At 38.0% G+C, this 24499-nt stretch carries 27 protein-coding genes and 1 tRNA gene; 8 read left to right on the top strand and 20 right to left on the bottom strand.

Annotated elements, in window-relative coordinates; all coding sequences use genetic code 11:
• Positions 1-2 precede the first annotated feature (2 nt).
• From FN756_RS04730 to FN756_RS04795, 15 genes are all read right to left on the bottom strand, one after another.
• Positions 3-311, bottom strand: coding sequence for a hypothetical protein (locus FN756_RS04730; protein ID WP_142601926.1), 309 nt, complete (start codon positions 309-311; stop codon positions 3-5).
• A gap of 123 nt (positions 312-434) precedes the next feature.
• On the bottom strand, positions 435-1256 hold the full coding sequence (locus FN756_RS04735) for a BRO family protein (protein ID WP_142601927.1): 822 nt from the start codon (positions 1254-1256) through the stop codon (positions 435-437).
• A gap of 130 nt (positions 1257-1386) precedes the next feature.
• Positions 1387-1572, bottom strand: coding sequence for a hypothetical protein (locus tag FN756_RS04740; protein WP_142601929.1), 186 nt, complete (start codon positions 1570-1572; stop codon positions 1387-1389).
• A 14-nt stretch (positions 1573-1586) separates the two neighbouring features.
• A complete protein-coding gene (locus tag FN756_RS04745; RefSeq protein ID WP_142601931.1) occupies positions 1587-2219 on the bottom strand; it encodes a hypothetical protein in 633 nt (210 codons plus the stop codon).
• A 213-nt stretch (positions 2220-2432) separates the two neighbouring features.
• On the bottom strand, positions 2433-2783 hold the full coding sequence (locus FN756_RS04750; RefSeq protein WP_142601932.1) for a DUF4406 domain-containing protein: 351 nt from the start codon (positions 2781-2783) through the stop codon (positions 2433-2435).
• A 1-nt stretch (position 2784) separates the two neighbouring features.
• Positions 2785-3213 carry a hypothetical protein gene (locus tag FN756_RS04755; RefSeq protein WP_142601934.1) on the bottom strand — a complete coding sequence of 143 codons (429 nt, stop codon included), beginning with the start codon at positions 3211-3213 and terminating at the stop codon, positions 2785-2787.
• Between the two features lie 135 nt (positions 3214-3348).
• The gene (locus tag FN756_RS14425; protein ID WP_185955175.1) at positions 3349-3501 is read right to left on the bottom strand and encodes a hypothetical protein; all 153 of its coding nucleotides are present in this window, start codon (positions 3499-3501) and stop codon (positions 3349-3351) included.
• Between the two features lie 58 nt (positions 3502-3559).
• Positions 3560-4273 (bottom strand): DUF3164 family protein, encoded by a 714-nt coding sequence (locus tag FN756_RS04760; protein ID WP_142601935.1) that lies wholly within the window; start codon positions 4271-4273, stop codon positions 3560-3562.
• Between the two features lie 2 nt (positions 4274-4275).
• Positions 4276-4620, bottom strand: coding sequence for a hypothetical protein (locus FN756_RS04765; protein ID WP_142601936.1), 345 nt, complete (start codon positions 4618-4620; stop codon positions 4276-4278).
• On the bottom strand, positions 4610-4951 hold the full coding sequence (locus FN756_RS04770; RefSeq protein WP_185955176.1) for a helix-turn-helix domain-containing protein: 342 nt from the start codon (positions 4949-4951) through the stop codon (positions 4610-4612). Before FN756_RS04770 ends, FN756_RS04765 begins: the two co-directional genes overlap by 11 nt.
• Positions 4952-4955: 4 nt before the next feature.
• Positions 4956-5363: a hypothetical protein gene (locus FN756_RS04775; RefSeq protein ID WP_142601940.1), complete on the bottom strand. Its 408-nt coding sequence runs from the start codon at positions 5361-5363 to the stop codon at positions 4956-4958.
• A gap of 24 nt (positions 5364-5387) precedes the next feature.
• The gene (locus FN756_RS04780; RefSeq protein WP_246085422.1) at positions 5388-6116 is read right to left on the bottom strand and encodes a DNA repair protein RadA; all 729 of its coding nucleotides are present in this window, start codon (positions 6114-6116) and stop codon (positions 5388-5390) included.
• A 1-nt stretch (position 6117) separates the two neighbouring features.
• On the bottom strand, positions 6118-6990 hold the full coding sequence (locus FN756_RS04785) for an ATP-binding protein (RefSeq protein WP_142601941.1): 873 nt from the start codon (positions 6988-6990) through the stop codon (positions 6118-6120).
• 22 nt (positions 6991-7012) lie between these two features.
• Positions 7013-9052, bottom strand: coding sequence for a hypothetical protein (locus FN756_RS04790; protein ID WP_142601943.1), 2040 nt, complete (start codon positions 9050-9052; stop codon positions 7013-7015).
• A gap of 14 nt (positions 9053-9066) precedes the next feature.
• The gene (locus FN756_RS04795) at positions 9067-9369 is read right to left on the bottom strand and encodes a hypothetical protein (RefSeq protein WP_142601944.1); all 303 of its coding nucleotides are present in this window, start codon (positions 9367-9369) and stop codon (positions 9067-9069) included.
• A 119-nt stretch (positions 9370-9488) separates the two neighbouring features.
• Here FN756_RS04795 and FN756_RS04800 point away from each other — a divergent pair, with 119 nt between their 5' ends.
• Together FN756_RS04800 and dnaB are read left to right on the top strand one after the other, a co-directional pair.
• Positions 9489-10163: a S24 family peptidase gene (locus FN756_RS04800; RefSeq protein ID WP_142601946.1), complete on the top strand. Its 675-nt coding sequence runs from the start codon at positions 9489-9491 to the stop codon at positions 10161-10163.
• 835 nt (positions 10164-10998) lie between these two features.
• Positions 10999-12564, top strand: a complete 1566-nt coding sequence (gene dnaB, locus FN756_RS04805; RefSeq protein WP_142601948.1) for a replicative DNA helicase — start codon at positions 10999-11001, stop codon at positions 12562-12564.
• 37 nt (positions 12565-12601) lie between these two features.
• Here the strand turns inward: dnaB and chrA are convergent, their stop codons facing one another.
• A complete protein-coding gene (chrA, locus tag FN756_RS04810) occupies positions 12602-13795 on the bottom strand; it encodes a chromate efflux transporter (protein WP_142601950.1) in 1194 nt (397 codons plus the stop codon).
• A gap of 47 nt (positions 13796-13842) precedes the next feature.
• A complete protein-coding gene (locus tag FN756_RS04815; protein WP_142601952.1) occupies positions 13843-14178 on the bottom strand; it encodes a tetratricopeptide repeat protein in 336 nt (111 codons plus the stop codon).
• A gap of 196 nt (positions 14179-14374) precedes the next feature.
• Here FN756_RS04815 and FN756_RS04820 point away from each other — a divergent pair, with 196 nt between their 5' ends.
• The 3 genes from FN756_RS04820 to FN756_RS04830 all read left to right on the top strand — a co-directional run bounded on the left by FN756_RS04820 (position 14375) and on the right by FN756_RS04830 (position 16827).
• The gene (locus tag FN756_RS04820; protein ID WP_142601954.1) at positions 14375-15112 is read left to right on the top strand and encodes an electron transfer flavoprotein subunit beta/FixA family protein; all 738 of its coding nucleotides are present in this window, start codon (positions 14375-14377) and stop codon (positions 15110-15112) included.
• A gap of 60 nt (positions 15113-15172) precedes the next feature.
• Positions 15173-16150: an electron transfer flavoprotein subunit alpha/FixB family protein gene (locus tag FN756_RS04825; protein WP_142601956.1), complete on the top strand. Its 978-nt coding sequence runs from the start codon at positions 15173-15175 to the stop codon at positions 16148-16150.
• An 83-nt stretch (positions 16151-16233) separates the two neighbouring features.
• Positions 16234-16827 carry a bifunctional nuclease family protein gene (locus tag FN756_RS04830; protein WP_142601958.1) on the top strand — a complete coding sequence of 198 codons (594 nt, stop codon included), beginning with the start codon at positions 16234-16236 and terminating at the stop codon, positions 16825-16827.
• A gap of 285 nt (positions 16828-17112) precedes the next feature.
• Here FN756_RS04830 and FN756_RS04840 read toward each other — a convergent pair whose 3' ends face one another.
• From FN756_RS04840 to FN756_RS04850, 3 genes are all read right to left on the bottom strand, one after another.
• Positions 17113-18399: a citrate synthase gene (locus FN756_RS04840; RefSeq protein ID WP_142601960.1), complete on the bottom strand. Its 1287-nt coding sequence runs from the start codon at positions 18397-18399 to the stop codon at positions 17113-17115.
• A gap of 94 nt (positions 18400-18493) precedes the next feature.
• Positions 18494-19360, bottom strand: coding sequence for an aldose 1-epimerase family protein (locus FN756_RS04845; protein WP_185955177.1), 867 nt, complete (start codon positions 19358-19360; stop codon positions 18494-18496).
• A 108-nt stretch (positions 19361-19468) separates the two neighbouring features.
• The gene (locus tag FN756_RS04850; protein WP_142601963.1) at positions 19469-20254 is read right to left on the bottom strand and encodes a TIGR00266 family protein; all 786 of its coding nucleotides are present in this window, start codon (positions 20252-20254) and stop codon (positions 19469-19471) included.
• 158 nt (positions 20255-20412) lie between these two features.
• On the opposite strand from FN756_RS04850, the gene FN756_RS04855 reads away from it, so the two are divergent.
• The 3 genes from FN756_RS04855 to FN756_RS04865 all read left to right on the top strand — a co-directional run bounded on the left by FN756_RS04855 (position 20413) and on the right by FN756_RS04865 (position 24449).
• Positions 20413-20757 (top strand): Rieske (2Fe-2S) protein, encoded by a 345-nt coding sequence (locus tag FN756_RS04855; protein ID WP_142601965.1) that lies wholly within the window; start codon positions 20413-20415, stop codon positions 20755-20757.
• 207 nt (positions 20758-20964) lie between these two features.
• Positions 20965-24213, top strand: coding sequence for a polysaccharide deacetylase family protein (locus FN756_RS04860; protein WP_246085423.1), 3249 nt, complete (start codon positions 20965-20967; stop codon positions 24211-24213).
• 151 nt (positions 24214-24364) lie between these two features.
• Positions 24365-24449: transfer RNA gene (locus FN756_RS04865), tRNA-Ser, on the top strand.
• Positions 24450-24499: the final 50 nt, after the last annotated feature.

The raw sequence follows: 24499 nt of genomic DNA on the forward strand, positions 1-24499 counted from the left end.
AGCTACCAGCTAAAAGAAGGATATAACTTTTTCAAGTCTGATGTTCCTGGCTTTTGAGCGATGATCTCTTTTAGCCTGGCATTGTTGCGAGTTAGGTAGTTCGTAATGGTGCTGCCTGATAGCCAAAACTCATGCTCCATATTGGCAATGGCATCATCAAAACGGCAGCGCTGTAAATGGTAGTGGTAGTAAAAGCGATAAGCCATGCATTCGTCACGTTTAACGGCGTACATATTGCGTTTGCCTTTGTTAGAAACAACAGGCTCAAAAGCGGCAGGAAAGATAGATGTTAGGGCTAACTGGTTGCGCATTATTACAAATATGCCTAACTGGTTAGTCTTTTTAAAATTGAGTTATGAACAGAAAAAAAACAAAAAGCCGCTCCATTGCTGGTAGCGGCTATGTTTATTTATTACGTCTCATCCGAGTATTTATTATCCCTTCCGCTCCTTCGCAGGTTTATCTTCTTTTGCCATTAATTTTGCGCCTTTTTTCAACTCTTTTTGAACCTCTGGCAACTTTCTTTCAACAGGTAATGACTCTGGGCTTTTTCCTGTGTTTTGGATCACAATCTTCCTAACTTCACTTCCAACATTATAATGAGTCTGCTCTAAATTTACTTGACCTGATATATTGAAATTTTTGATTCGCTCTTCAGTTTGGGTTATCCTAAAGAGATTTGCCGCTAGCTCGGTACGTCCCATGTGCTCCATCAAATCTTTCGTTTCAACATTTCTCTTTTGGGCCAGTTTATAATTATGCATATTGTATAAGCCCATGTAGCCAGCATTATTAAACTTTGCGAAATCTTGAACGCCTGCAGCATTAGCTGCACTCATCAATGATTTGTTGCCCTCTTTAATTTCATCTCTAATAAGAAGCCGTTCAATTTGATCAGTGCTTTGAATGTATACTTCAAATTTTCTTGTCTGTTCTGCAAAATATACTTGAGCAGCTGCTACAGCCTCCTTTTTAGGGTCGGCATTCATTACCGTTAGATAGCAAGCAAATCTTGTTAACTTATAATCATTGATTTGTTCACCATTCACCTCATGTTGCTGAGCAATGAAGTTTTCATAATGCGGTATATTGAGGGTTAGACAGGCCTTTAAAGCTCTTTCGATTGGCTTGTTAAACGACACCATATCTTTATAACCCAACATTGTCATTAAATCAGAAGCCCACCAGTAAGTAATACCGTTTTGGTTTTTGAAATCTTCGAAAGAAACATGATCGTTAAGTATAATATCAGACATAAAAGAAAGGTATAAGATTTTATGATAGGCGCAAAGATACATTTAAACTAATTGTTTTTTTGTTAATTGACAATTCAAAAAACAAAAAAGCCTGAGAAGTTATCTCAGGCTTAACTTTTTAAGGAAAATATTAATACATTTCTTGGACTTCATAAACCACCAATATTGAAACATAATTAGCAAGTTCACTAGCTAAATTCTGATGGCTAATACTCACAATTTTAATATCGGAGTTTTTTGTTAACCACCTGTTAGTATTGTTTTCTACGTCAGGGAAATTATCCGCTGAAAAAAGCTTTACTTGTGTTTTTCTCATATTTATAAATGTATTTAGTTTTTCACCCAACATGTGATCATACCAACCTGTTTGCGTTCCCAACCCATTTTATGTAAATGTTGCCAATAAGCCTGCAGCTCAACAGGACTTGTACACTCCTTTTCAAAGGCTTTACTATAACCATCAGGAAAATTCATTTTCGGGCCGTTTTCGGTAGCATTGCCTTTTACCAAAAGTAAAACTATTTCATTAATGTGCTTCACTAAATTCGCTATACTTTTTGTTTTACACCACCATTCTGTACACAGGAGATAGACTTCAACCAAATCTTTAAAATCAATCTCATTCGGAACAGACAATGCTTTCATTTTTCCTGCATCAGAACCACAAACCTTATATTTAACACCGTATAACTCTTCGTATCGTTTGCAAAAGGCAGCTATGCGGTCATTAGGCTTTGGAGTGGTGTCGCTGATCAGTTCTAGCTTGAGGTTAACACTTACAAATTTCATCCCGTCGAGATAGATTGATTTAAAAGGGATCATCGGTTTAATCAGCTCCCAACCTTTTGTATTTATAGGCTGTTTAAATTCATTTAAAATGCTCTTTAAATGACCGTCTTCATAGACCAGACATAGGCTGCCATCCAGCTTTTTGGAGGTTATTTTGAATTTTTGAAGTTGCATTTATTTTTTAATTAAGTCTTATGGTTTATGTTTGCAGAATGGTATCATTTTTTATGATGGTAAATACTGTATGTGCAGTTGCTAACCTTACCATCAACATCCTAAAGATGTTTGGCGAAAAAAAGTAGAAAAGACATATTTCTACGTCAAAAGATAAACCGTAAAAAAAGAGATCGAATAAGAAGGGGGAGGCTAGCATCCCCCTTACTTATTTTAATTCATACTTATTTTTCTAACAATCGATTTAATATCTGAACCGAGGATGATATACGGCATTTTTAAATCCTGTGCTAGTCGAAATTCAATTATAGCTCCTTTGCTGTCGTGCCAATCGTCAATTAAGGCAATGGCATCGCATTTTAACAACTCCGCTAAGTCGACACGCATAAACTCTTCCCAGCTTTCGTTCACGTTGGCTGAGTGATCAAGCTTGTGCGGATTCACCGGCTCAAAGCCTTCATTTTTCAATAGCTGCTCGGCTTGATCAAATTTTGATCGGTTCAAATCGGCTACTCCGGTCATTTTACCAGAGATGTACACTTTTAGTTTAGGTTGACTTTCCATATTAAATTGATTTAATAAATGATTCGTATACTTTTTCGAACTGATATACCAGCTTAGGCAGTTCAGTTAAGGTATAGCTGTTTAAGTTTTTTTTGCCGTATCCTTTTTCTTCGCACCAACGGTTGATCCGGTGCATGTCTGCTTTTCGCTCGGCAGGTGCGCCCGTTTCCCAACCCATTTTGCGAGCCATGGCAATGATCTTTTTACGCATTTTATCGGCTTTGGCCAGATCCGGATTGTTGCCCTGTTCGGCGGTTTGCATGAGCTCCAAATGCCGAATGAGGTTGGTAGCTTCATTATACAGCAGTTCACTACTGCTTTCGGTTCGGCCATTGCTAAAATCATACACAAAGGCGTGTTTTCGGCCTAGCTTACCAGTAGCATTGAGCAACTGATGGAGTCTTCGAAGTTGAGGAGGTTGTATGTACATCTTTTTACTTTAAATACTAAAAGCTAATGGCTTATGAGCTGGAACTCCCGATCTCGATAACTATCGGGATCGGGCCGGGTTTTTCGGGGTTACTCTGCGCCATTACTACTGTTAACCCTTATTCGTTTAATGCTTTTAATTCGGTTGCTTCTGTTTGAAATAGTTGCTCAATACCGTTGATACTTTAAATTGTGTAACTTTCATTTCTTTGGCTATTTGCCTTTGTTCTTTATCAGGATTCTTTAAAAAGTAATCAATGATTCTGAGCTCTATGGTTTCTGTTTTCATGATTGTTTCATATTTGAACCCTACCACTGAAACGATCAGCGGCATGCTCCAAGTAGGGTTATACACTAGCAAAATTGAGGTTGATTAATTGAAATACACCGTGCTCATCGCGAATGTGGAAGGTGATGTAATCCTTCGATTTATCGAGCTGCCAGCTTTCTTTAAGAAGTTTAATGCCTTCCTTCCAGTTGTCATTGTCAAATCGATTTTCCATTGCATAAAGACGCTGAACCAGCTGAATGTCCAAGGAGCCGCGCTTACGTTCCAATAAGCTCATGATGATGTCTTTTGTATCCACATCACCTGAATAGCGGCTGGAAAGGAAGTCTTTAATGTGCGCTTCAGCCTGAATGCTTCGCTCGTCAAAGTATCCGTTTTTTTGATTTTTAAAACGAATCCGAAACAGACCATCGGCACTGTCTAGCTGAAAGTTTCCCTTGCCGTCAGTATGGCGATTAGAATATTCTTTCAACAAATCGTACAGCGTATTCATTTCTTCAAATGCTAATTCTTTAAACGTTTTTAAAGCATGGTTTAAAGCATTGGCTTTGCGAGATAATTCAACCACCGTAGTTTCTTTCAGTGCTTCGTATTCGCTACGCAGCTTGTTTGCTTGTTCAATCTGCTCTGCTTTTTTCTTGGCAAGAATAGCCTCCAATTGTTCGGTGCTTAAAGCAGCTATCGCTGCGTCATTAAGTACTGCATCAGCAGCTAGTTCTTTAGTTGCATTTTGAGCAACTTCAATGTTTTTTGTTGATTCTTTCGTTTGCATTTTTAAGCGTTTAAAAGGTTATTAAAATTTGTTTTTTGCGTTTTAGGCCACACCATGTTTTTGTCGAGCTGGTTAATAATTATGCGGATCAGGTTTTGTTCGTAAGGGAATCCGCTCAAGTCGCATGTATCAAAGTAGCTTACAAAAGCTGCCGATTGAGCGGGTGAAAACCCTAATGCGGTTGAACCATTTATTTGGTAGGCTTTTTTGTATATTTTCTCATGCAACTCAAGTAGGGTGTACCACCGGCACAATTCATCGTAATCAATGGGCTGTTCTAGCTGCCATGTTTGCTCCAACAAATTCTTGAGCTGGAGCAATTGTTCGGAACTAAGCTTAATTTTCATGTCCGTGCATTCCTATTTGGTTGTTTAAATACTCGTTTAGTTCATTGGTTCTACTGGCAAAATCCTTATTGTAAATCACGAGTGCATTTGCCTCTTTTAAGGCGAAGATTACCGAAGCATGGTGTCGGTTCATTAATTTGCCTATTCGTTTATAGGGCATATTGCAGCGGTTTCGCAGGGTTAAATAAATCAGCTTGCGAATGTCACACAGCTCTCGGTGACGATCAGGAGCTTGAAGCTGTTCTAGTCGTACTCCAAAAAAGAGCAGCATGTGAACCAGTGTCAATTCTGCCGAATTTTTTGTTTGCGTTTCACTCAGGGTTGTATTCATAGTTTTAGTTTTGGTTAAATTTTCCTTCAGTTCTCCATAATGCCTCATGTATGCTGCTGTCTATTCTTAGCAATGCCGCCTTGGCTATCACATTGTGAGCCATTCGGTATTGTATGCGTAAGGATTCAATGCAGGAATAGGCTTTTTCTTGCTCAAGAACCGATAGTGCATATTCATCGATGCGCATAAATTCATTTTGCCACCATTGGCCGAAGTATTCACTTTTAGTTAAGGCATTGCGTTGCGCCAAAGCATACTTTTGAAAACGCAGGTTAATGAAGGCTGTTTTTTGTTTCTGATAGAAATCGAGCCACTCTTCTTCCTGACGCCAGCATAATAATTCACAAATCCGGTTCGCAGTTGTACCATGTTGTCTTTTTACTTTTTCTACTTGGGTAGTTTGGTTTTCCATTCCTTTTGTATTTCGGGGTATTAGTTAGTTTAATGACACTTCTTTTTTTGCTAATTGTTTAATTGCAGTAGGCAGTTGCTTTTCAAGTTCTTTGTCGAGGTTGATGTTTTGAGCGTTTTTGATCTTTTCAGGGATGACTGACTCTCCATGATACAAAGCTGCCCCTTCATGCCAAATGGTATAAGATCCACCGTTTGGACCGATGTAGCGCCCCTTGGAAAATGCTTTGTAGCCTTCAACCCAAATTTTCAAGGAGGCATCATACATCACGCTCTTGGCGGCACGGCCTGAAGGTTGTTTGCCATCTGCTTGGCTGATAAAAATCAGCAGCTTGTTTTTGTGCTTTTTCTTAAACTCCAAGTATTTAGCAAAGCTCAATCCTGCATATTGCCAGCTATCAATAACAACGAAAGAAGGTGATTTTGGCTTATCCAGCCGCACGCTTAACTCATCAATTGGCTCACACAATAGAAGTAGTTTCTTCTTTACGGATGCCATGCCTGTCTTTCTGAAAGCGTTCTGCATGGTTTTGGCATCTCCTTCTTCTAAGCTGTTGTATGCTACTCTGCCGAAACGCGTCAGTTCTTTGCAAAGCTGTAAGGTGAAGCTCGTTTTACCGTTTCCGGAGTTACCCCAAATGAACCACACGCCTGTAGTTTCAGGGTTTTCAAATGCATCATACCAATCGCCTTGGAAATCGAATGATTTGTACTTCTTATTTAATAGATCGCTTACCGATAATGCTCTTGCCATGTTATGCGCTTATTTTCTTACGTACTTCCTTTAAGTTTCTCAGTGTGAAATCAGCCTGAGCAATGGTTTTGTTTACATCTACATCTGCGGGAAAATTGGCTCGGATGATTAATCCAGATTGTATCATTTTGAATTGCTTCAGGTCCTCATTTCCATCCGGACTGGCTTTTTGGTAACGATTGCCGTAGCGGCTAAAAATTTCGGTGTAGCCCACTTTGCGGTATTCTATGCGGGTATCTATTTTCTTTCTTAAGCCGTCAGCACCCATCATGTACCATCCGCAGAACCCTTCAGTAGCATTCCACAGGGCTTTAAGTTCTAAAAATGCTCCGTAATCAAGGTCACCCGCCTCGTCCAGTATGATTAAGGGATTATCCAATTGACGGAGGTAAAAAACAAGGTCAGCATATACGTCCAAATACTTGCCTGTATAACCTACTCCAAACTCTTTAGCGATGTGTTTAACTAATCGCTGCTTTGATTTATACTGAGAGCAGTCAACATACACTGCATTTTTGTTGCTCGTTGCGTAATGTTTGGCGGTGTGTGTTTTGCCAATGTCAGCTATGTCACAGAGTAAGCGGCTAGCTGATTTTTGCTGACAAAAAGCCAATTGAGAAGTGATGAACTCAAATACAGGGGTTTTAGCAGTGTTCCAAAGCAAAGAGTTTCCAACTTGAACATTACACTGTCGTGCAAGACTAATCCAAACAGCATCGCTCAACACCCTTTCGGTTTCACCATTTTTAATACGGCTATACTGAGCAGTGTTAATGCCTAAGAACACTGCAAATTTTGCATCGCTGCCACTAAATAGCGCTCTGCGTTCCTGCAGAACTGTGATTACTCGTTTTTTTAACTCGGTAGTGATCATTTTTTATTGGTTTAAATAGTTTTTAAAGGTCATTTATAGCTCGTTCACTGTACCACTCTCCATTGTATTGTTGCATTGCTTCATCAAGATTAAACTCGGCAGATGGCTCTAGAGCGGCTGGAACTATCTCAACTTTGGATTTGTTGACAGCTGCTATTGTTTCTATCGGTATCAATTCAGGCTTAAAGAGTTTGCCAGCTCTGCCATCTTTGATCATTTTATCGTATTGAGCTGTATAGGCCGATTGAGCTTCATAGGTTATTGAGTCCGTGTCGGTCCATTCAGCCTTGGCAGTATTGAAAGTTGCCGATTTTTCACATTTGCAGATATAATCACCATGCTGATAGATGTACACCTCAGTGATTTCTCCAAATTCATTTGGCAGCCAGTACGCATCAACCGTGTAATTGTTAGGTTTTAAGCGACTGATCATGGCAGGACTTGGCAATTCGTATTCGTTGTATTTGACAGTAAGGTATTTACTGCGCTTAATACTGGTTTGCGTATGATTGCCGATACATTTCAGCCAAGCTGAACGATTTGGCTGTCTTAGCTCAGGATTGATATTGTAACACAGCACTTGCCAGCGGCTCATGCCCGGATATTTCTTTTGTTTAGGATGCAGCTCATTGTTATAAGCTACAATAGCCGCTAAATCATCCGCCATCAAGCGGTCATATTGGTAATTGGTTTCGGTATACTCATCATTTACCTTGTTACTTTTGGTGCGATACGCTTCGCTTTTAGCCCACCAGCGACCAATGCCTGATTGTTTCCCTTTTTCTGCACCATACTTCTTGGCCTTATTGAAATGCTCGGCGTGTTTTTCTTGCGAGTTACCAGGAGCGCAGATGCGTAGAATAGGGAACATTGCTTCTAAATCATCAAAAAATTTATTGACAAGGTGATTCTCTACCTCAACCTCCATGGGTACGCCCCATTTTTGAGCATCCATCAACCTGAACATATCGCGCAAGCAATCAATGAACAACGCTTCATCTTTATTGCGACTATAAGCCTTTCCGACTACTGCACCGCTGGTAACATCATAAGCGTAGTATGCTTTAACACGACCTCCTCCAATCAGCTTGCGAGGCAAATCACGGTCGTCCATTGAAACCTTGCTAAAAGAATAATTCGGAGCATGACGGCGTGCATGAGGGCGGTGCGTGTTGTTGTAGTCGAGTGAATCCAAGCGGCTTTTGTCAACCAATGCACGGTTCAATGGGTTGTTGATATAGGCCCATACAGTCGCCTCGCTGATTTCAATGCTTTCGCCGTTTCTCGTAAAGTCAGCACGGTTAAAGAATTCACCGGTTTGTTTATCCACTACATCAAACTTTCCGGCTAAAAAGAGCTTATACAGTTCATGCACAGAAACCGCAAAAGGTTTGTTTTCCATGGAATACAAACTAAGGAGCATGCTTTCAACCAATGCATTCACCTTGCGGCTGTTATCGTTGCCAAACTTACCACTGATTAAGGTTTTGTAGCCATCACGCTTGTAGTTGGCAAGCGTACGGCGCAAGCTTGGCGATTTTAAAGTATGGCCACTCTTAGCTTGGAACTTTTCAACGTTTTCAAGCACGATTTCCCATGTATAGCCGGTTGATCCTCCTAATTTTTTGCGATTCGATTTTACCAAAGCCTGTACTTTGATAATGGCGTTTAACACTGAGGCGTTTGTAGTGTATTCTTTGATGTATTCGGCCTTTAAATTTCTGCCGTCTGGACGCTCATAGTTAGCATAGTAATCGGATGCCTGTTGATCACGCACATAATATTGTTCAATCAAATTCGGTACTGCTGACTTTGGATCACCAAATTTTTCAATGCAGAGGTGTTGCCATTCGGTAGGTAGATAGTCCCAGTTTAATAAAACCTCATTGCCTAAGCCTTTGCCTGGCCGTAATCTAAACCCTTCATTTCTTCTTGCTCTCTTTTCATACGCACTATAACTCAATACGGCAATGCTGCTCTCGTTTCTTCTATCGACATCCGATAGAACGAAGCTTAGCCGTACGCCAATTTGGTTGTTATATGTTTCGTAAGCAGATAGCATGTTTTTAATTCTTATTATTTGGTTTTTCTATTTCGCAATAAGTGTTTGCGGCTTTCAATTATTTCCTCCAGTGCATCTACTACTTCATTATGATAGGCTGAGCCTCCACGATCAAAAGCTTTTTGAGCATAATCAGCACTAATGCCCACGATTTCTCCAACCAAGGTCCAATCACCTTTACGTATTGACTGGTAAAGCTCAAACAAGCAACATCTGTACAGCTCCATTCCTTTAACTTCTTTCTCGGTTGGCTTTTCCTTCATTTTATATGGGCCAAAGTTGAGCGGGTACTTTTCCCTAATTTCTTTCGCTTTCATTTCTGTCTTGTTTTTAATAACTATATTCGAACTATCAACACGACAAACATCGAAACTTATTTCGAAATATCAAAGTATATTTCGAAAATACTTTCGAATAATCATGCATTCGGTAAAATATGAATGATATAACTAAGAAAATCAACGAGATAGCGATCAAGTATTTTGACGACAATAACTCAAAATTTGCAAAAGAGATGGATACGAGTGAGGCCAATATTAGAAACTACCGAACGAGGATTGTTCCCAAATTAGAATTTTTAAAAGCACTTCACTCTAAACTCGATATAAGTTTCGAGTGGCTGCTTGGAGATAATGAGGAAAGCCCGATAAAATCAGACATCCCGGCAGCTATATTATCAACAAATGAACATGGAAAGATAAAAACCAAAGGGATTCCGCTCATTCCAATAGAAGCAATGGCCGGTTATGGCAAAGGGGATGTGCAGATATTGGAGAATGACTTATCGGAAAAATATCATGTGCCTGATTTCGCTCAAAAAGGTGCTAAATATTTGATTAGAGTAAGCGGGAACAGCATGTATCCTAAGTACAGCAATGGGGATCTGTTAGCCTGCCGCCCGGTTACAGATTTAACCTTTTTTCAATGGGGCAAAGTGTATGTACTTGATACCGATCAGGGACCTCTAGTTAAACGCCTTTTTGAAAGCAACAAAAGCGATGATCATTTAGAATGCAGATCAGATAACAAAGAGTATTACCCTCCATTTATGCTTCCTAAAACATCAATACGGCAAGTCGCTATTGTTGTCGGTGTTATTAGATTGGATTAGTTTACAATTCGTTATTTACACAAAATCACACACACACTTACATTAGTATTAAAAATCGTAATGAACTAGTATTCAGTAAACTACTGCTGTTTTGCTATAAAACACTAATGTCATAAGAGGTACTATATATATTGTATTTAATACAATTAATGACCATATACACCCACTAAGTGCATATACCAATCATATTTTTAACTCACAAAATGTCCGTCTAAGTGTCCGCCTAAGTGTCCGCCTAATTCAGTTTTTATACATTTTATAGAACATAAAAAAGCCCTAAACATATCCAATGTTTAGGGCTTTTAAAGGTCATTTAAGCTGTTCTTAAAAGGCCCTTAAACTTCGTTTTTATAGCTGAAATGGTGTATTTACAGGGTTTTATACAGGCAAGTGGTAGTTATTGAAACAGGAGGCATCATTACAGCCGTTCAAATGGGAGCCTAATAGAAGTAAATGGTAGTTTTTTTACATTTCGTTTCAAAGCGCCATTTTTAAAAAACAGTTCAAAATCGGCGCTAATAATACCAAAAAGCCATTTTTTGCCGTTTTACCGTTTTATATTATTTAACATTTTGTTTTAACCCCCATATTTTCACATTTAAAGAGTTATCAACACACCCTCAAACAAATTACTAAACAAGTGATTATCTGCAAATTAATTACACTACCAACAGTTTATCAACAATTCATGTTAATAAGTACACCAAATTTAATTACCCTTGAGAGCAGGATCTTATGTGTGTTTTTCCGGTGTTTATAATAAAAAAGGTCTCCTGCCAATTGAATTAAATATATTTGCACACTCAAAACATAAGAAACAAGGAACCCAAATTGTATGACTGATAACTTCGACCCTAAAGGAACTCAACGCCAAAAAAATGATAGAAGAACAGCCCGACAATTCTCCACTACCCTTCCAGGAGGTAAATTACAGCCCCAAGCAATTGAATTAGAAGAAGCCGTATTAGGTTCTGTTATGATCGAAAAAAACGCATTAACTTCTGTTATTGAGTTTTTACGGCCAGAAATATTTTATAAAGATGCTCATCAAAAAATTTATCAGGCCATTATCGATCTTTATAATAATTCCCAACCTATTGACATACTTACCGTAACGAATCAGTTACGTCAAAAAGCTGAATTAGAATTAGTTGGAGGGGCATATTATATTACTGAACTTACCAATCGAATTGCCTCAGCTGCCAATATCGAATTTCATGCAAGGATCATAACACAAAAATATCTTCAGCGCGAGCTCATCCGTATCTCAACAGATACAGTAAATATGGCTTATGAAGATACAACCGATATCTTTGAACTACTTGATAAAGCAGAAGGCGATCTTTTTAAAATTACTGAAGGTAACTTGCGTAGAAACGCGGAAAGCATGTCTGATTTGATTAAAAAATCAATCACGGAGATTGAAAGTTTAAAAGACAGACCTGATGGGCTAACAGGCGTTCCTTCCGGGTTTACTGCTTTAGATCGCGTTACTTCCGGTTGGCAGAGATCCGACTTAGTAATTGTTGCTGCTCGTCCTGCAATGGGTAAAACAGCATTTATTTTAAGTGCACTCAGAAACGCAGCTGTTGGTTTTAACAAACCTGTAGCCGTATTCTCACTCGAAATGTCGTCGGTTCAATTGGTTAATCGTTTGATTTCTGGTGAAGCTGAACTTGAATCTGAAAAGCTTAAAAAAGGGAATTTGGCACAACATGAATGGCAACAACTCCATTCAAAAATTGGAAAATTAGCCACCGCTCCTATTTATATAGATGACACGCCTGCCCTGAATATTTTTGAACTTCGTGCAAAAGTTCGCCGTATGAAACAGCATTATGGCATCGAAATGATCGTAATCGACTATTTACAGCTGATGCATGGTTCAAGTGAAAAAGGTGGCAATCGTGAACAAGAAATTAGTGCTATTTCACGTTCCTTAAAAGGAATTGCCAAAGAATTGAACGTTCCGGTAATTGCACTTTCGCAGCTAAGCCGGGCTGTTGAAACGCGTGGTGGCGATAAAAAGCCAATGCTATCCGATTTACGTGAGTCTGGATCTATTGAGCAGGATGCCGATATGGTAATATTCCTTTATCGTCCGGAGTACTATGGCTTCACGCAAGATGAAAGTGGACGATCAACCGCAGGCGTTGCCGAAGTAATTATCGCTAAACACCGTAATGGTTCATTGGATACCGTTCCTCTTCGATTCCAAGGAAAATACATTAAATTCTCCGATCTTGAAGAGGATAATTTTGGATTCAGCAATGACTCAGGATTGTCTCCTTTATCTCCATCTTCCAACTTTAATAACCTTGAAAGTGCAGGATCCGGCACAATCACACTTGCTTCCAAAAACTGGGACAAGCATGATGATGACGACAATGTACCGTTTTAATTCCCACATGGATTATAGTATAAAACCATTATTGGTTTTAAATAAAAAACCCTATTACAAGCCCGCAGATCACGATAAGTGCTGCGGGTATTTTTGTAAACTTAAGTAGTCCAAACGTACACACCATTACGGCTACTGAAAGATAATTAATTCCAATAGGCTTAAGAAGTAAAAAAAAGGCAGCTGTTACAAACCCTACTGATACAGCATTAACCCCTGCCAACGAGTTTTTTACATGTGTAATCTTCTTCAAAACATTCCAATACGGAATTATAAACAAGATCAATATTAACCCTGGCAGATTAATACCTAAAACCGCAGCAAAACTTCCTAATATCTTCCCACTTATACCTGAATTTTTAACTGCCATCCCACCTAAAAATGAACTAAATGAAAAAACAGGTCCTGGCACTATTTGCTGTAAGGCGTAGCCGGAAAGAAATTCCTGCGTGGTAAGGTAATGCTTCATTTGTACAAATTCGGTGTACATATATGGAATCAGTACTTGTCCACCGCCAAAAATCAGTGAGCCGTTTCTATAGAAGTTCTCAAACAAACGTACTGGTAAACTGAAAAAAGATGTTCGGTTAATAAAGGCTCCCAAGAGTGCAAAGAAGATGAGGATACCAAAGAAATATGCTACTTTCTTTTTATTTACATTTACGACTAAACGTTCACTTAATTTACGTTCGTCCTTATCATTATTAAGCAAGGCCGAACAAGCTGCTCCAACAAAAATCAATAAAGGAAACAAATACGGGCTGTGAAACAGTAGAGTTAGGATTAAAGCCGCAATTGAAATTACAATTGCGAAACCAGATTTTAATACTTTTTCAGCCAAAACATATGCCGCGTAAGCCACAAAGCCAACCGCCATTGGCTCAACAATTTTCAGTAACGGAGAAACTTCTATGGTTGAAGAAAAATAACTCAATGCAATTGCTGCAAAACCCATCATTACAGCAGCCGGTAGCAACCAGATGAGAAAAGTAATTATGGCTATTTTCATACCTCCAAACTTATAACCAATGGCTGTTACCGTTTGCGTAGAAGCAGGCCCTGGAAGCATCTGGCAAAGTGCATACAGTTCGACGAGCTCATTTTCACTTAGGTAATTTCTTTTTTGAACAAAGGTTCTTAACATCATTGCAAAATGAGCTTGTGGCCCACCAAATGCCGTCAATGTGTATTTTAAGATATCTTTCAGAAATATTAATTGGCGCTTGGTCAATATTTTAGTAGTCTGTAGGTTTAATACTATTCAAGGTTGAATTTAGTTTAATCATCTTCATAATCCAAGCCCAACAAAGAGTTCAATGCTTGTTGCAATTCAGAAGCCGCGTGCATTTTACTAGCTTTACGTGCTACCAGTAAACCTTTTCGATAAGTAGTTTCAGCATTTTCTCTTTGTTCTAATTTTTCATATAACTTACCTAAATGATAATAAGTTCCAACGTAACTCTCATCCGATTTAACTAAATCGGTAAAATACTTCAACGCTTCATCAAGATCATTAAGCTTAAGATACTCTGTTGCAATGGCATATTTTAAGAATGAATCATTGGGCTCATTTTCTAAAAATGTCTGTAATTGTGTTAATCTGCTCGGCTGCATTACATTAATTTATTTTATTTCTATTTAAATTATCAAGATCATAACTAAAGTTCAAGATCGACCGGGTTTTAATTTACTAGGTTTTTAGGTATTTTTGGAGAATAGCACTAAATCAAAAAATATTATTTCGATTTGCTTTGTATATTTATACGCATGCCTAAAAAATCAAAATCCCAAAAGTTATCAATAAACAATTATGAAAGTATTAGTCTGTATTAGTAACGTACCTGACACAACAACAAAAATAACCTTTACCGACAACAATACCCAATTCAACACTGCGGGCGTTCAGTACATTATTAATCCTTATGATGAAATTGCACTGGCTCGAGCAATTGAACTTTGTGAAGGAGGAAATGGAACAGTTACTGTTGTGAATGTTGGAGAAGCCACAACAGAGCCTACTATACGTAAAGCGCTAGCCATTGGTGCTGATGACGCTATCCGTATAAATGCAGCCCCTAGAGATGCTTATTTTGTTGCCAAACAAATCGCCAAAATTGCTCAAGAAGGTTCATATGATATGATACTTACCGGTCGTGAATCGATTGATTACAATGGTTCTCAAGTAGCAGCAATGGTAGGAGAATTTTTAAACATCCCATCCATTTCAATTGTTAAAAAAATTACCGTTGATGGTGAAACTGTTGTTATAGAACGTGAAATTGAAGGTGGAAAAGAAGTTATTTCTACCCCAATGCCATTTATATCAAGTTGTGCTGAAGGCGTTGCTGAACCTAAAATTCCAAATATGCGTGGTATTATGTCGGCAAGGACAAAGCCGCTTTCTGTAGTTGAACCTATTGAGATTGCAAAACTTGCACAGGTAACAGCTTATGAAACACCAGCTGCTCGTGGTAATGTAAAAATGATTGATGCTGCTGATCCAGCTAAATTAGTTGAAGCCCTTCACTCAGAAGCTAAAGTGATCTAATTTAAGCCGATAACTTTAACGTTAATGTTTCTAATAACACAAAATTTTAAAAAATAAAATATGTCAGTTTTAGTATATGTTGAAAATGCCGAAGGAAAGTTTAAAAAATCAACTTTTGAAGCAGTTTCATATGCAAAAGAAGTAGCAGACAAATTAAATACAAACCTGGTAGCCATCTCAATTGGAAATGTTGCAGATGCAACTTTAGCTGATTTAGGTAAATATGGTGCAAACAAAGTATTATTTGTGAGCAACGAAAAATTGAAGACATTCGTAAATCAAGCATATGCATCAATTATTGCAAGTGCAGCGAAAACGGAAGATGCAAAAGTAGTGGTACTTTCAGCTAGTTTTTCAGGTAAAGGCCTAGCTCCTCGCATTGCGGTGAAATTAGAAGCCGGTCTTGTTGATGGTGCCGTTGAACTTCCTGAAATGACTGATGGTAAATTCAATGTAAAGAAAAATGCCTTCTCCGGTAAAGCATTTGCTCATGTTGAATTAACTTCTGACCGTAAAATCATTTCATTGGTACCCAACTCTTATAAAGTAGTTGAAAAACCGGTCACTGCTGAAATAACAGCATTTGAATCAACAGCTGCTGAAAGTGATTTTCAGGTAATGGTTCGTGAAATTGTACGTGCATCCGATAAAGTATCCTTACCTGATGCTGAGTTGGTAGTATCCGCTGGTCGTGGATTGAAAGGTCCTGAAAACTGGGGAATGATTGAAGAGTTAGCAAATCTGTTAGGTGCTGCAACAGCTTGCTCAAAACCAGTTTCGGATGCAGGCTGGCGCCCTCATGAAGAACACGTGGGACAAACAGGCATTGCAGTGAGCCCTAATTTGTATATTGCAATTGGTATTTCAGGTGCTATTCAGCATTTAGCAGGTGTTAGTTCATCAAAAGTTATTGTTGTAATTAATAAGGATGCTGAAGCCCCGTTCTTTAAAGTTGCCGATTACGGTATTGTCGGAGACGCTTTTGAAGTGGTTCCAAAACTGATTGAAGCAATCAGAAAATTCAAAGAAGCTGCGTAATTTTTTAACCTATAAGAAATTTCTAAAGCTTATATTTGACCTGTCGTTTGGTATTTAGTACCGAACGACATTTTTTACTTTAAATGAAAAAGATCAAACTTGATATTGTAGGTTTATCATACAGCCCAACTCAATCTGGAGCTTATGCTTTAGTAATGGGTGAGGTAAATGGACGCCGTAGATTACCAATTATAATTGGTAGCACTGAAGCTCAGGCAATCGCCATAGAAATTGAAAAGATTACCCCTACCCGACCATTAACTCATGATCTTTTTAAAACCTTTGCCGGCGCGTTTAAAATCACTGTAGAAGAAGTAATTATTTACAACCTTATTGAAGGTATTTTCTATGCTAAGTTGATTTGTACAGACGGTAAAAAAGTTGAAGAAGTTGATGCGCGTACCTCAGATGCAGTAGCATTAGCCGTTCGTTTTAACTGCCCTATCTATACATACGAATTTATTTTGGCTCAGGCCGGAGTAACCATTGAAGGTGATCAATTCATCTTTCTCGATAATGCAGATACCAAAGAAGAAAAAGTTTCATCGCAAGCAAGTAGTTACGCCTCCTTATCGGACGAAGAACTAAAAAACCAACTCAAATTTGCTCTCGATGAAGAAGCTTATGAAAAAGCTGCAAAAATTCGTGATGAACTTTCAAGAAGAAAATCATCATAGATGAATTTGAATAATAGTTTATAAAGCCGATCAAATTGAATCGGCTTTTTTTTATAACATAAACTGTTGATTCAATCCACAATCCTTGCGCAACAACCGGGGGAAACTCAGCACCTACTTCAGTACCAGGAATCGATCCGCAAGCTGATCTATAGCACCAACACCATCGAAGGATTTCACCGACAGGTGCGAAAGATTACCAAAACCAAGGGCGCCTTTAATAGTTAAAAACAAAGAACCTCCCGGAAATCCGGGAGGTTCTTTGTTTTTATTAAAAGTAATTAACTAGCGGTTTTCCATTGAAACATATTCGCGAGCAATTTCTCCTGTATAAACCTGACGAGGACGACCAATTGGTTCATTGTTTTCACGCATTTCTTTCCATTGAGCAATCCAACCAGGCAGACGACCCAAAGCAAATAATACAGTAAACATATCCGTTGGGAAGCCCATTGCACGATAAATGATACCCGAATAAAAATCAACGTTTGGATATAATTTACGTGAGATGAAATACTCATCATTCAAGGCAACTTCTTCGAGTCGTTTCGCAATCCCTAATACCGGATCATTAATACCCAATTTAGCCAATACATCATCGCAAGTTTTTTTGATGATCTTAGCACGCGGATCGAAATTTTTGTAAACCCTGTGTCCAAATCCCATCAAACGGAATGGATCGTTTTTATCTTTTGCTTTAGCCACCCATTTATCAACGTCGCCGCCATCGTTTTTAATGGTTTCAAGCATCTCAATTACAGCCTGATTTGCGCCACCATGAAGAGGGCCCCACAATGCTGTAATACCTGCAGCTACTGAAGCATATAAATTACAATCTGATGAACCCACCATACGTACTGTAGAAGTAGAACAGTTTTGTTCGTGATCAGCATGAAGGATCAATAATTTATTCATTGCATCCACCAAAACCGGATCCATCTTATATTCCTCGGTCCGATGCCCAAAAGTCATATATAAGAAATTCGATACATAATCGAATTTATTTTGAGGATACATCAATGGATGACCGATAGCCTTTTTAAAAATCCATGAAACAATTGTTGGCATTTTAGCCACCAATTTCAGCATGGTTAATTCGGTTTCTTCCTTGGTAGGGTTTGGGTTTAAAGATTCAGGGTAGAAAGATGATAATGAACAAACCAATGAAGCTAATTGACCCATTGGATGGGTTTTTGATGGATAACCATCAAAAAACTTTTTCATATCTTCATGAATAAGCGTATGACGACTAATCGCATAAGCCACATCTTCTAATTGTTTCTTGGTAGGCAGTTCCCCGTAAATCAACAAATATGCAACTTCAAGAAAAGTTGATTTTTCTGCAAGTTGCTCAATCGGATAACCACGATATCTTAAAATACCTTCTTCACCATCCAAAAACGTAATGGCACTTTTAGTGGCACCTGTGTTTTTGTATCCTGAGTCGAGTGTAATATAACCACTCATATCTCTCAGCTTAGTAATATCGATGGCTTTTTCGTTTTCAGTTCCTGTAATTACCGGAAGTTGATATACTTTACCTCCTAATTTTAATTCTGCTACTTCTGACATAGTTTTATTCTGGGAGCCCAAATTTAAATAAATACAATAGATTTAAAAATAAAATGGGCTGTGTTAAGCTTTTTTGAGATTTTAAACCGCTTTATCAAAAAACAAGAACGGAGTATCCACATTGAAACTGCTCGTTTGCGAAGAGTTTAATTATCCCCTCCTTTTCTGTTAAGTTTTGATTGGTATCAACCTTATCTGCAATCCCTTGCCATGGTTCGAGGCATACAAAATCAGCCCCCGTCTTAGACCAAATTCCGAAGTACGGAAAATCTTTGAACCTGAAAGTTACGCCGTGATTTCCTATTGAACTTTTTATATTAATTTCATCTGAAGCAAGCCTTTTTAACACGATGGCATCTTGTTCAAACAATTTTCGCGTTAACGGAATTTTTTGTTCTTGATTAAGAATCTGCGATCCTTCATTACCAATTAAACCACCCTCAACATTCCATCTCTTCAGGTTTTCTACTTCATTAAATTCAAGGGAATAATCATCATATGACTCTTGTTCTGACAGTGGAATTTTAAAAGCCGGATGATAGCCTATTGAAAAATACATTTCATCAGCTCCGGTATTAGTAACGCAGCTTGTTACCGAAAGTATATATTGATTAAGAGTAAATACTACATCTAATTTAAAATCAAACGGATAGATTTTTTTAGTTTCAGCAGAACTTTTTAAAGTAAACTGCAAAGAACTTGAAGTGGATACTGAAAGTTCAAAATCAAGATCACGGGCAAGACCGTGTTGAGTCATTTTATATTCATTTCCATTAAAGAAATAAGTATCGTTTTTTAGCTTGCCAACTATAGGAAAAAGAATGGGAGCATGTTTGCCCCAAAATGCAGGATCGCCCTCCCATATGTATTCTAACCCTGTTTTGTTATCAATAATGCTGCAAAGTTCAGCACCTCTAGTTTTTACTTTTATAGTGAGGTTTTCGTTTTGTAGGAAGTTCACTGTTAATGGTTTAATAATGGAAAAAATTGTAAAATGAGAGATTTATTGAATGATTGAATGGATTAATGATAAAACATCCAATGGAATTCACTCCTTCTATTTTCTATCCTAATCCCCATCCAATAAATTACCAAATCCCCCTAAAATACTTCCTTCCTCTTTTCTAGGCCCGGTTGCTAACGATAAAATTCTTCCGGCAAGTCGAGAAATTGGCAATGATTGTACCCAAACTCTTCCAGGGCCGCGAAGTGTGGCAAAAAACAAACCTTCTCCTCCAAAAACGGTATTTCTGATACCACCGATAACTTGAATATCGTACTGAACTTCATGCGTAAAGGCCACGATACAACCTGTATCGATTTTAATCATTTCACCAGGCTGTAACTCTTTTTCGATTATCATACCACCTGCATGAACGAATGCCATACCATCGCCTTCCAGCTTTTCCATTATAAAGCCTTCGCCTCCAAACAGACCAGTACCCAATTTACGCTGAAACTCAATACCGATAGAAACCCCTTTTGCTGCACACAAAAAGGCATCTTTCTGACATATTAAGGTACCTCCCAGTCGATTAAGATCCATCGGAATAATTTTACCGGGATAGGGCGCTGCAAAAGTAACACGCTTTTTAGCTGATCCAATATTTGTAAATGCAGTCATAAATAAGCTTTCTCCAGTTAACAGCCGTTTACCTGCAGAAAAAAGCTTATCCATGAAACTGTTTTGCTTAGCACTTCCATCTCCAAAAATGGTTTCCATTTGTACTTCCTGATCCATCATCATAAAACTACCCGATTCAGCAATTACAGTTTCCCGAGGGTCAAGTTCAATTTCTACACATTGAAGTTCTTCACCAAAAATCCGGTAGTCAATCTCATGGTTATTTTTCATATGAATATTATTTGTTTAGAGAGAATTAATCACGCAAAAAAAGCGCGCGGAGATATTTTCTCTGAGAGTTCAGCATCTCAACGTGAAAATATTACTTTAAAAATAATCACGCAGTTAAAAATAACATAAATTAATAACTCGTAAATTATAAATCCAATATGTCGTTAAACTGGTATCCCATATATATTTTTGAAAAAGATGGCTACGAGCCTCAACCTATCAATTCAATCAGAGGTGTAAAGGTTGCAGGAAAAGAGATTTGCGTAATAAGAACAACCAACGACTATTTTGCCGTAAAAGATAAATGCCCGCATGCCGGCGGAAGAATAAGTAATGGTTGGTGCGAACAGCAACAAATTGTTTGCCCTGTACACCGCCATAAATTTGATATTCACACTGGAAAAGGATTACCGGAACATGGCGATTACCTCGAACATTATGAAGTTTTAACTAATACACAAGGTGTTTTCGTAGGATTTAAAAAACATTGGTGGAATAAATAGAAAGAACCCAAATTTCGATGGCAACCCAAAGGTTAAACTCCTCAACTCTTCATCAATTCTTCATTGACTAGTTGTTAATTTGATAGTATTCATTCAATCTGATTTAGCATGGTCGCTCATAAATCTCAAGTATTTCACACCTCCAACCCTAAAAGGTGGAACCGTTTCTTATGGATGGTCCGCATGCTCCTATTCACCCTAGTATGTATGGCTATCGTTTTCACAATTGCATTACTTCGAAACTCGAGTACCGAGGTGCCAAAACTTGCTAATAAAAACTTAATCTATAAGAAGATTTTAAATCCTGATGATCCAATCATTTTTAAAAATGATCAAAATATCTCCTATAAAAACATGAAAAATGTTTTGTTGGACAGTAAACCGAAATCCGTAAAAGCCCAGGGACACAAAAAAACTTCAGTGAAAAAAAAGCCTGCTATCAGAGCCGGATTTTATGTAAACTGGGACGCTCAATCATTCACTTCATTACGAAATCATATTGACCAAATGAATATGATTTTACCAGAATGGTTTTTTGTTACCGATACATCCGATATTGTACAATCAAAAATTGATCAAAAAGCTCTTAAGCTGATTCAGCAACATAAGGTTCCAATTGTTGCAATGTTATCTAACTTCACCAATGAACAATGGAATGGTAAAAACGTACACCGAATCATTGCAACGCCTCAAAGTCGAGCACGTTTTATTAATAGCGTAATTGGCGTACTTAGCAAAAACAAACTTCAGGGAATTAATGTAGACTTTGAAGAATTGACCGAAACTACGGACGAAAAGCTAATTCAATTTCAACGTGAGTTATATAATGCTTTGCACAGCCATGGCTATATAGTTTCTCAAGATATCGCACCTAATAACGAAGATTATAACTTACAAGTAGCTTCCATTTATAATGATTACTTGTTCATCATGGCCTATGACCAACATTTCGCCACCAGTCGACCCGGCCCAATTGCTGAACAAAAATGGGTTGAAAACATAATAGATCAATTCGGACAAGTAGTACCCCAAGAAAAAATGGTGCTATGTCTGGCTGCTTATGGTTACGATTGGCCTAAAGACGGAGAAGCTGCTGATGTTACTTATCAGGAAGCGTTAACAACTGCTGCCGAATCAGAAGGAAAAATAAAATTCGACAACAATAATTATAACCTTAGTTATACATATTTCGACGATGCGGATGTGCCTCATTCTGTATTCTTCACCGATGCTGCCACGAACTATAATACCATGAAAGTGGCCGATCAATCAGGACTTGCAGGAGTTTCATTGTGGAGGTTAGGCTCGGAAGATCCACGAATTTGGAGTTTTTATAAAAAAGATATTTCTTCTGATAGTACCAAAAGTGGTCTGAATATGACTGCAATGCAACATGTTCATGCAGTTAGCGACATTGACTATATTGGAGAAGGTGAAGTTTTGGATATTTTAAGCTATCCAACAGAAGGTCAAATTAATTTAACATATAATATTAAAGATCAATTAATTACAGAACAACAATACATCACTTTACCAACATCCTATGTGGTAAAAAAATTCGGAAAAGGTGAAAAAGAAATAATTCTCTCATTCGACGATGGTCCTGATGAGCGTTATACCCCACAAATTCTTGATATCCTAAAAAAAGAACATATCCCGGCCACGTTCTTTGTTATCGGACAAAATGCCGAAAACAACATTCCTCTTTTAAAAACCATTTATAAAGATGGTTATGAAATAGGCAATCATTCATTTACCCATCCCAATATGGCTGAAATTAGTCCTGAACGCCAACGTTTGGAAATGAATTCAACACGCCGTTTAATAGAATGCATTACGGGCCACTCGACCGTGTTATTCCGTCCTCCTTTCAACGCTGATGCCGAACCCCAAACCTACGCGGAGATTGAGCCGGTAGCAATGAGTAAAAAGGATAATTATTTAACCATTGGAGAATCAATAGATCCACGCGACTGGGAAGCTGGCGTAACAGCTGATACCATTTTTAAACGCGTGGTTGAACAACAAAACCTCGGAAGTATTATTCTTCTGCATGATTCAGGTGGAAATCGGAATGCAACCATTGAGGCTTTGCCGAAAATTATTCATTACTTTAAGAATAAAGGCTATAAATTCATCACTGTATCCCAATTAGTTGGAAAGAAACGCGATGATTTAATGCCGGTAATTAGCAATTCGAAAGACTTATTACTTTCAAAGGTAAATTACGTTGTAGCAATGGTCATGTTCTATTTTGAACATACTGTTGAGGCAGTGTTTATTTTGGGGATTATTTTTTCGGTTGTTCGCATGCTATTAATAGGAATATTAGCCTATATACAGAAACGAAAAAGAAAATCAGAAGTATTGTCTTCAGCAACTCCAAAGGTGAGCATTATTGTTCCTGCTTATAATGAAGAAGTCAATGCTGTTAATACCATTAACAATCTACTAAAAAGTACCTATCCGGACTTTGAAGTCATTTTCGTTGATGACGGTTCAAAAGACAACACCTACAACAAAGTTTGGGAAGCTTTCGCGAATAATAATGTGGTGAAAGTGCTCACAAAACATAATGGCGGAAAAGCTTCGGCATTAAACTATGGAATCACCCAGGCAAGATCCGAATATGTCATCTGTATAGACGCTGATACACAATTGCAATACAACGCTATTGGTGAGTTGATGAAAAAATTTGTAAACGAAACAATAATTGCTGTGGCCGGAAACGTTAAAGTAGGTAATCAGATAAATATTCTTACCGCATGGCAATCGATTGAATACATTACCGCTCAAAATTTTGATCGAAGGGCATTTGATTTACTAAATGGAATTACCGTAATTCCGGGAGCTATCGGGGCCTTCAGAAAAGATTCAATTAATAAAGCCGGAATGTTTACTACCGATACCATGGCCGAAGATTGCGACCTTACCATTCGTTTATTGAAAAATGGTGGAAAAGTTGTGTATACACCCGATGCTATTGCTGTTACGGAGGCCCCGGAATCAATCAAAATGTTCATACAACAACGTTTCCGTTGGACATACGGGATTATGCAGTCATTTTGGAAACATCGTAACCTGTGTTTTAATCCTCGCTATCGTTCATTAGGAATGATTGCGCTTCCAAATGTATTGATCTTCCAATTGCTGTTACCAATTGCTTCACCTTTGGCCGATTTATTAATGCTTTATGCATTATTGAGTGGAGGAGTATCATTTGTATTAGGGTATTACCTGATGTTTATTTTTGTTGATGCTATTGGAGCCGCAATTGCCTTTTCATTTGAAAAAGAAAATATAGCTAAACTTTGGTTGTTAATTCCTCAGCGCTTTTTCTATCGCCAGCTCATGTATTACATCTTATTTAAAGCTATACTTCAAGCCATCAGAGGCGAAATGATAAACTGGGGCGTATTAAAACGTACGGGAAATGTAGAACTAAAGCAAGTTTAGAGCTCATTTTGAATAACTAATTCACTCAAAAAATAGTTAATTAAAAAAAGTTTGAAATTTAATAGTCTGTCAATGAATAGTCTAGTCATTTATAGTTCATACCGACCTCAAAATAATTTGGAGGTATGGTCCGAATTTGTACTTTTGTGACGGAAAGTTGGCAGAGTGGTCGAATGCGGCGGTCTTGAAAACCGTTGACTGTAACAGGTCCGGGGGTTCGAATCCCTCACTTTCCGCGGAATTAAAATATCAAAAAACCAAAAATGCCTGTAAAATGTATGTTTAC

Origin of the sequence: Solitalea koreensis, assembly GCF_900182575.1 — a bacterium.
In the GTDB taxonomy this organism is placed as follows: Bacteria; Bacteroidota; Bacteroidia; order Sphingobacteriales; family Sphingobacteriaceae; genus Solitalea; species Solitalea koreensis.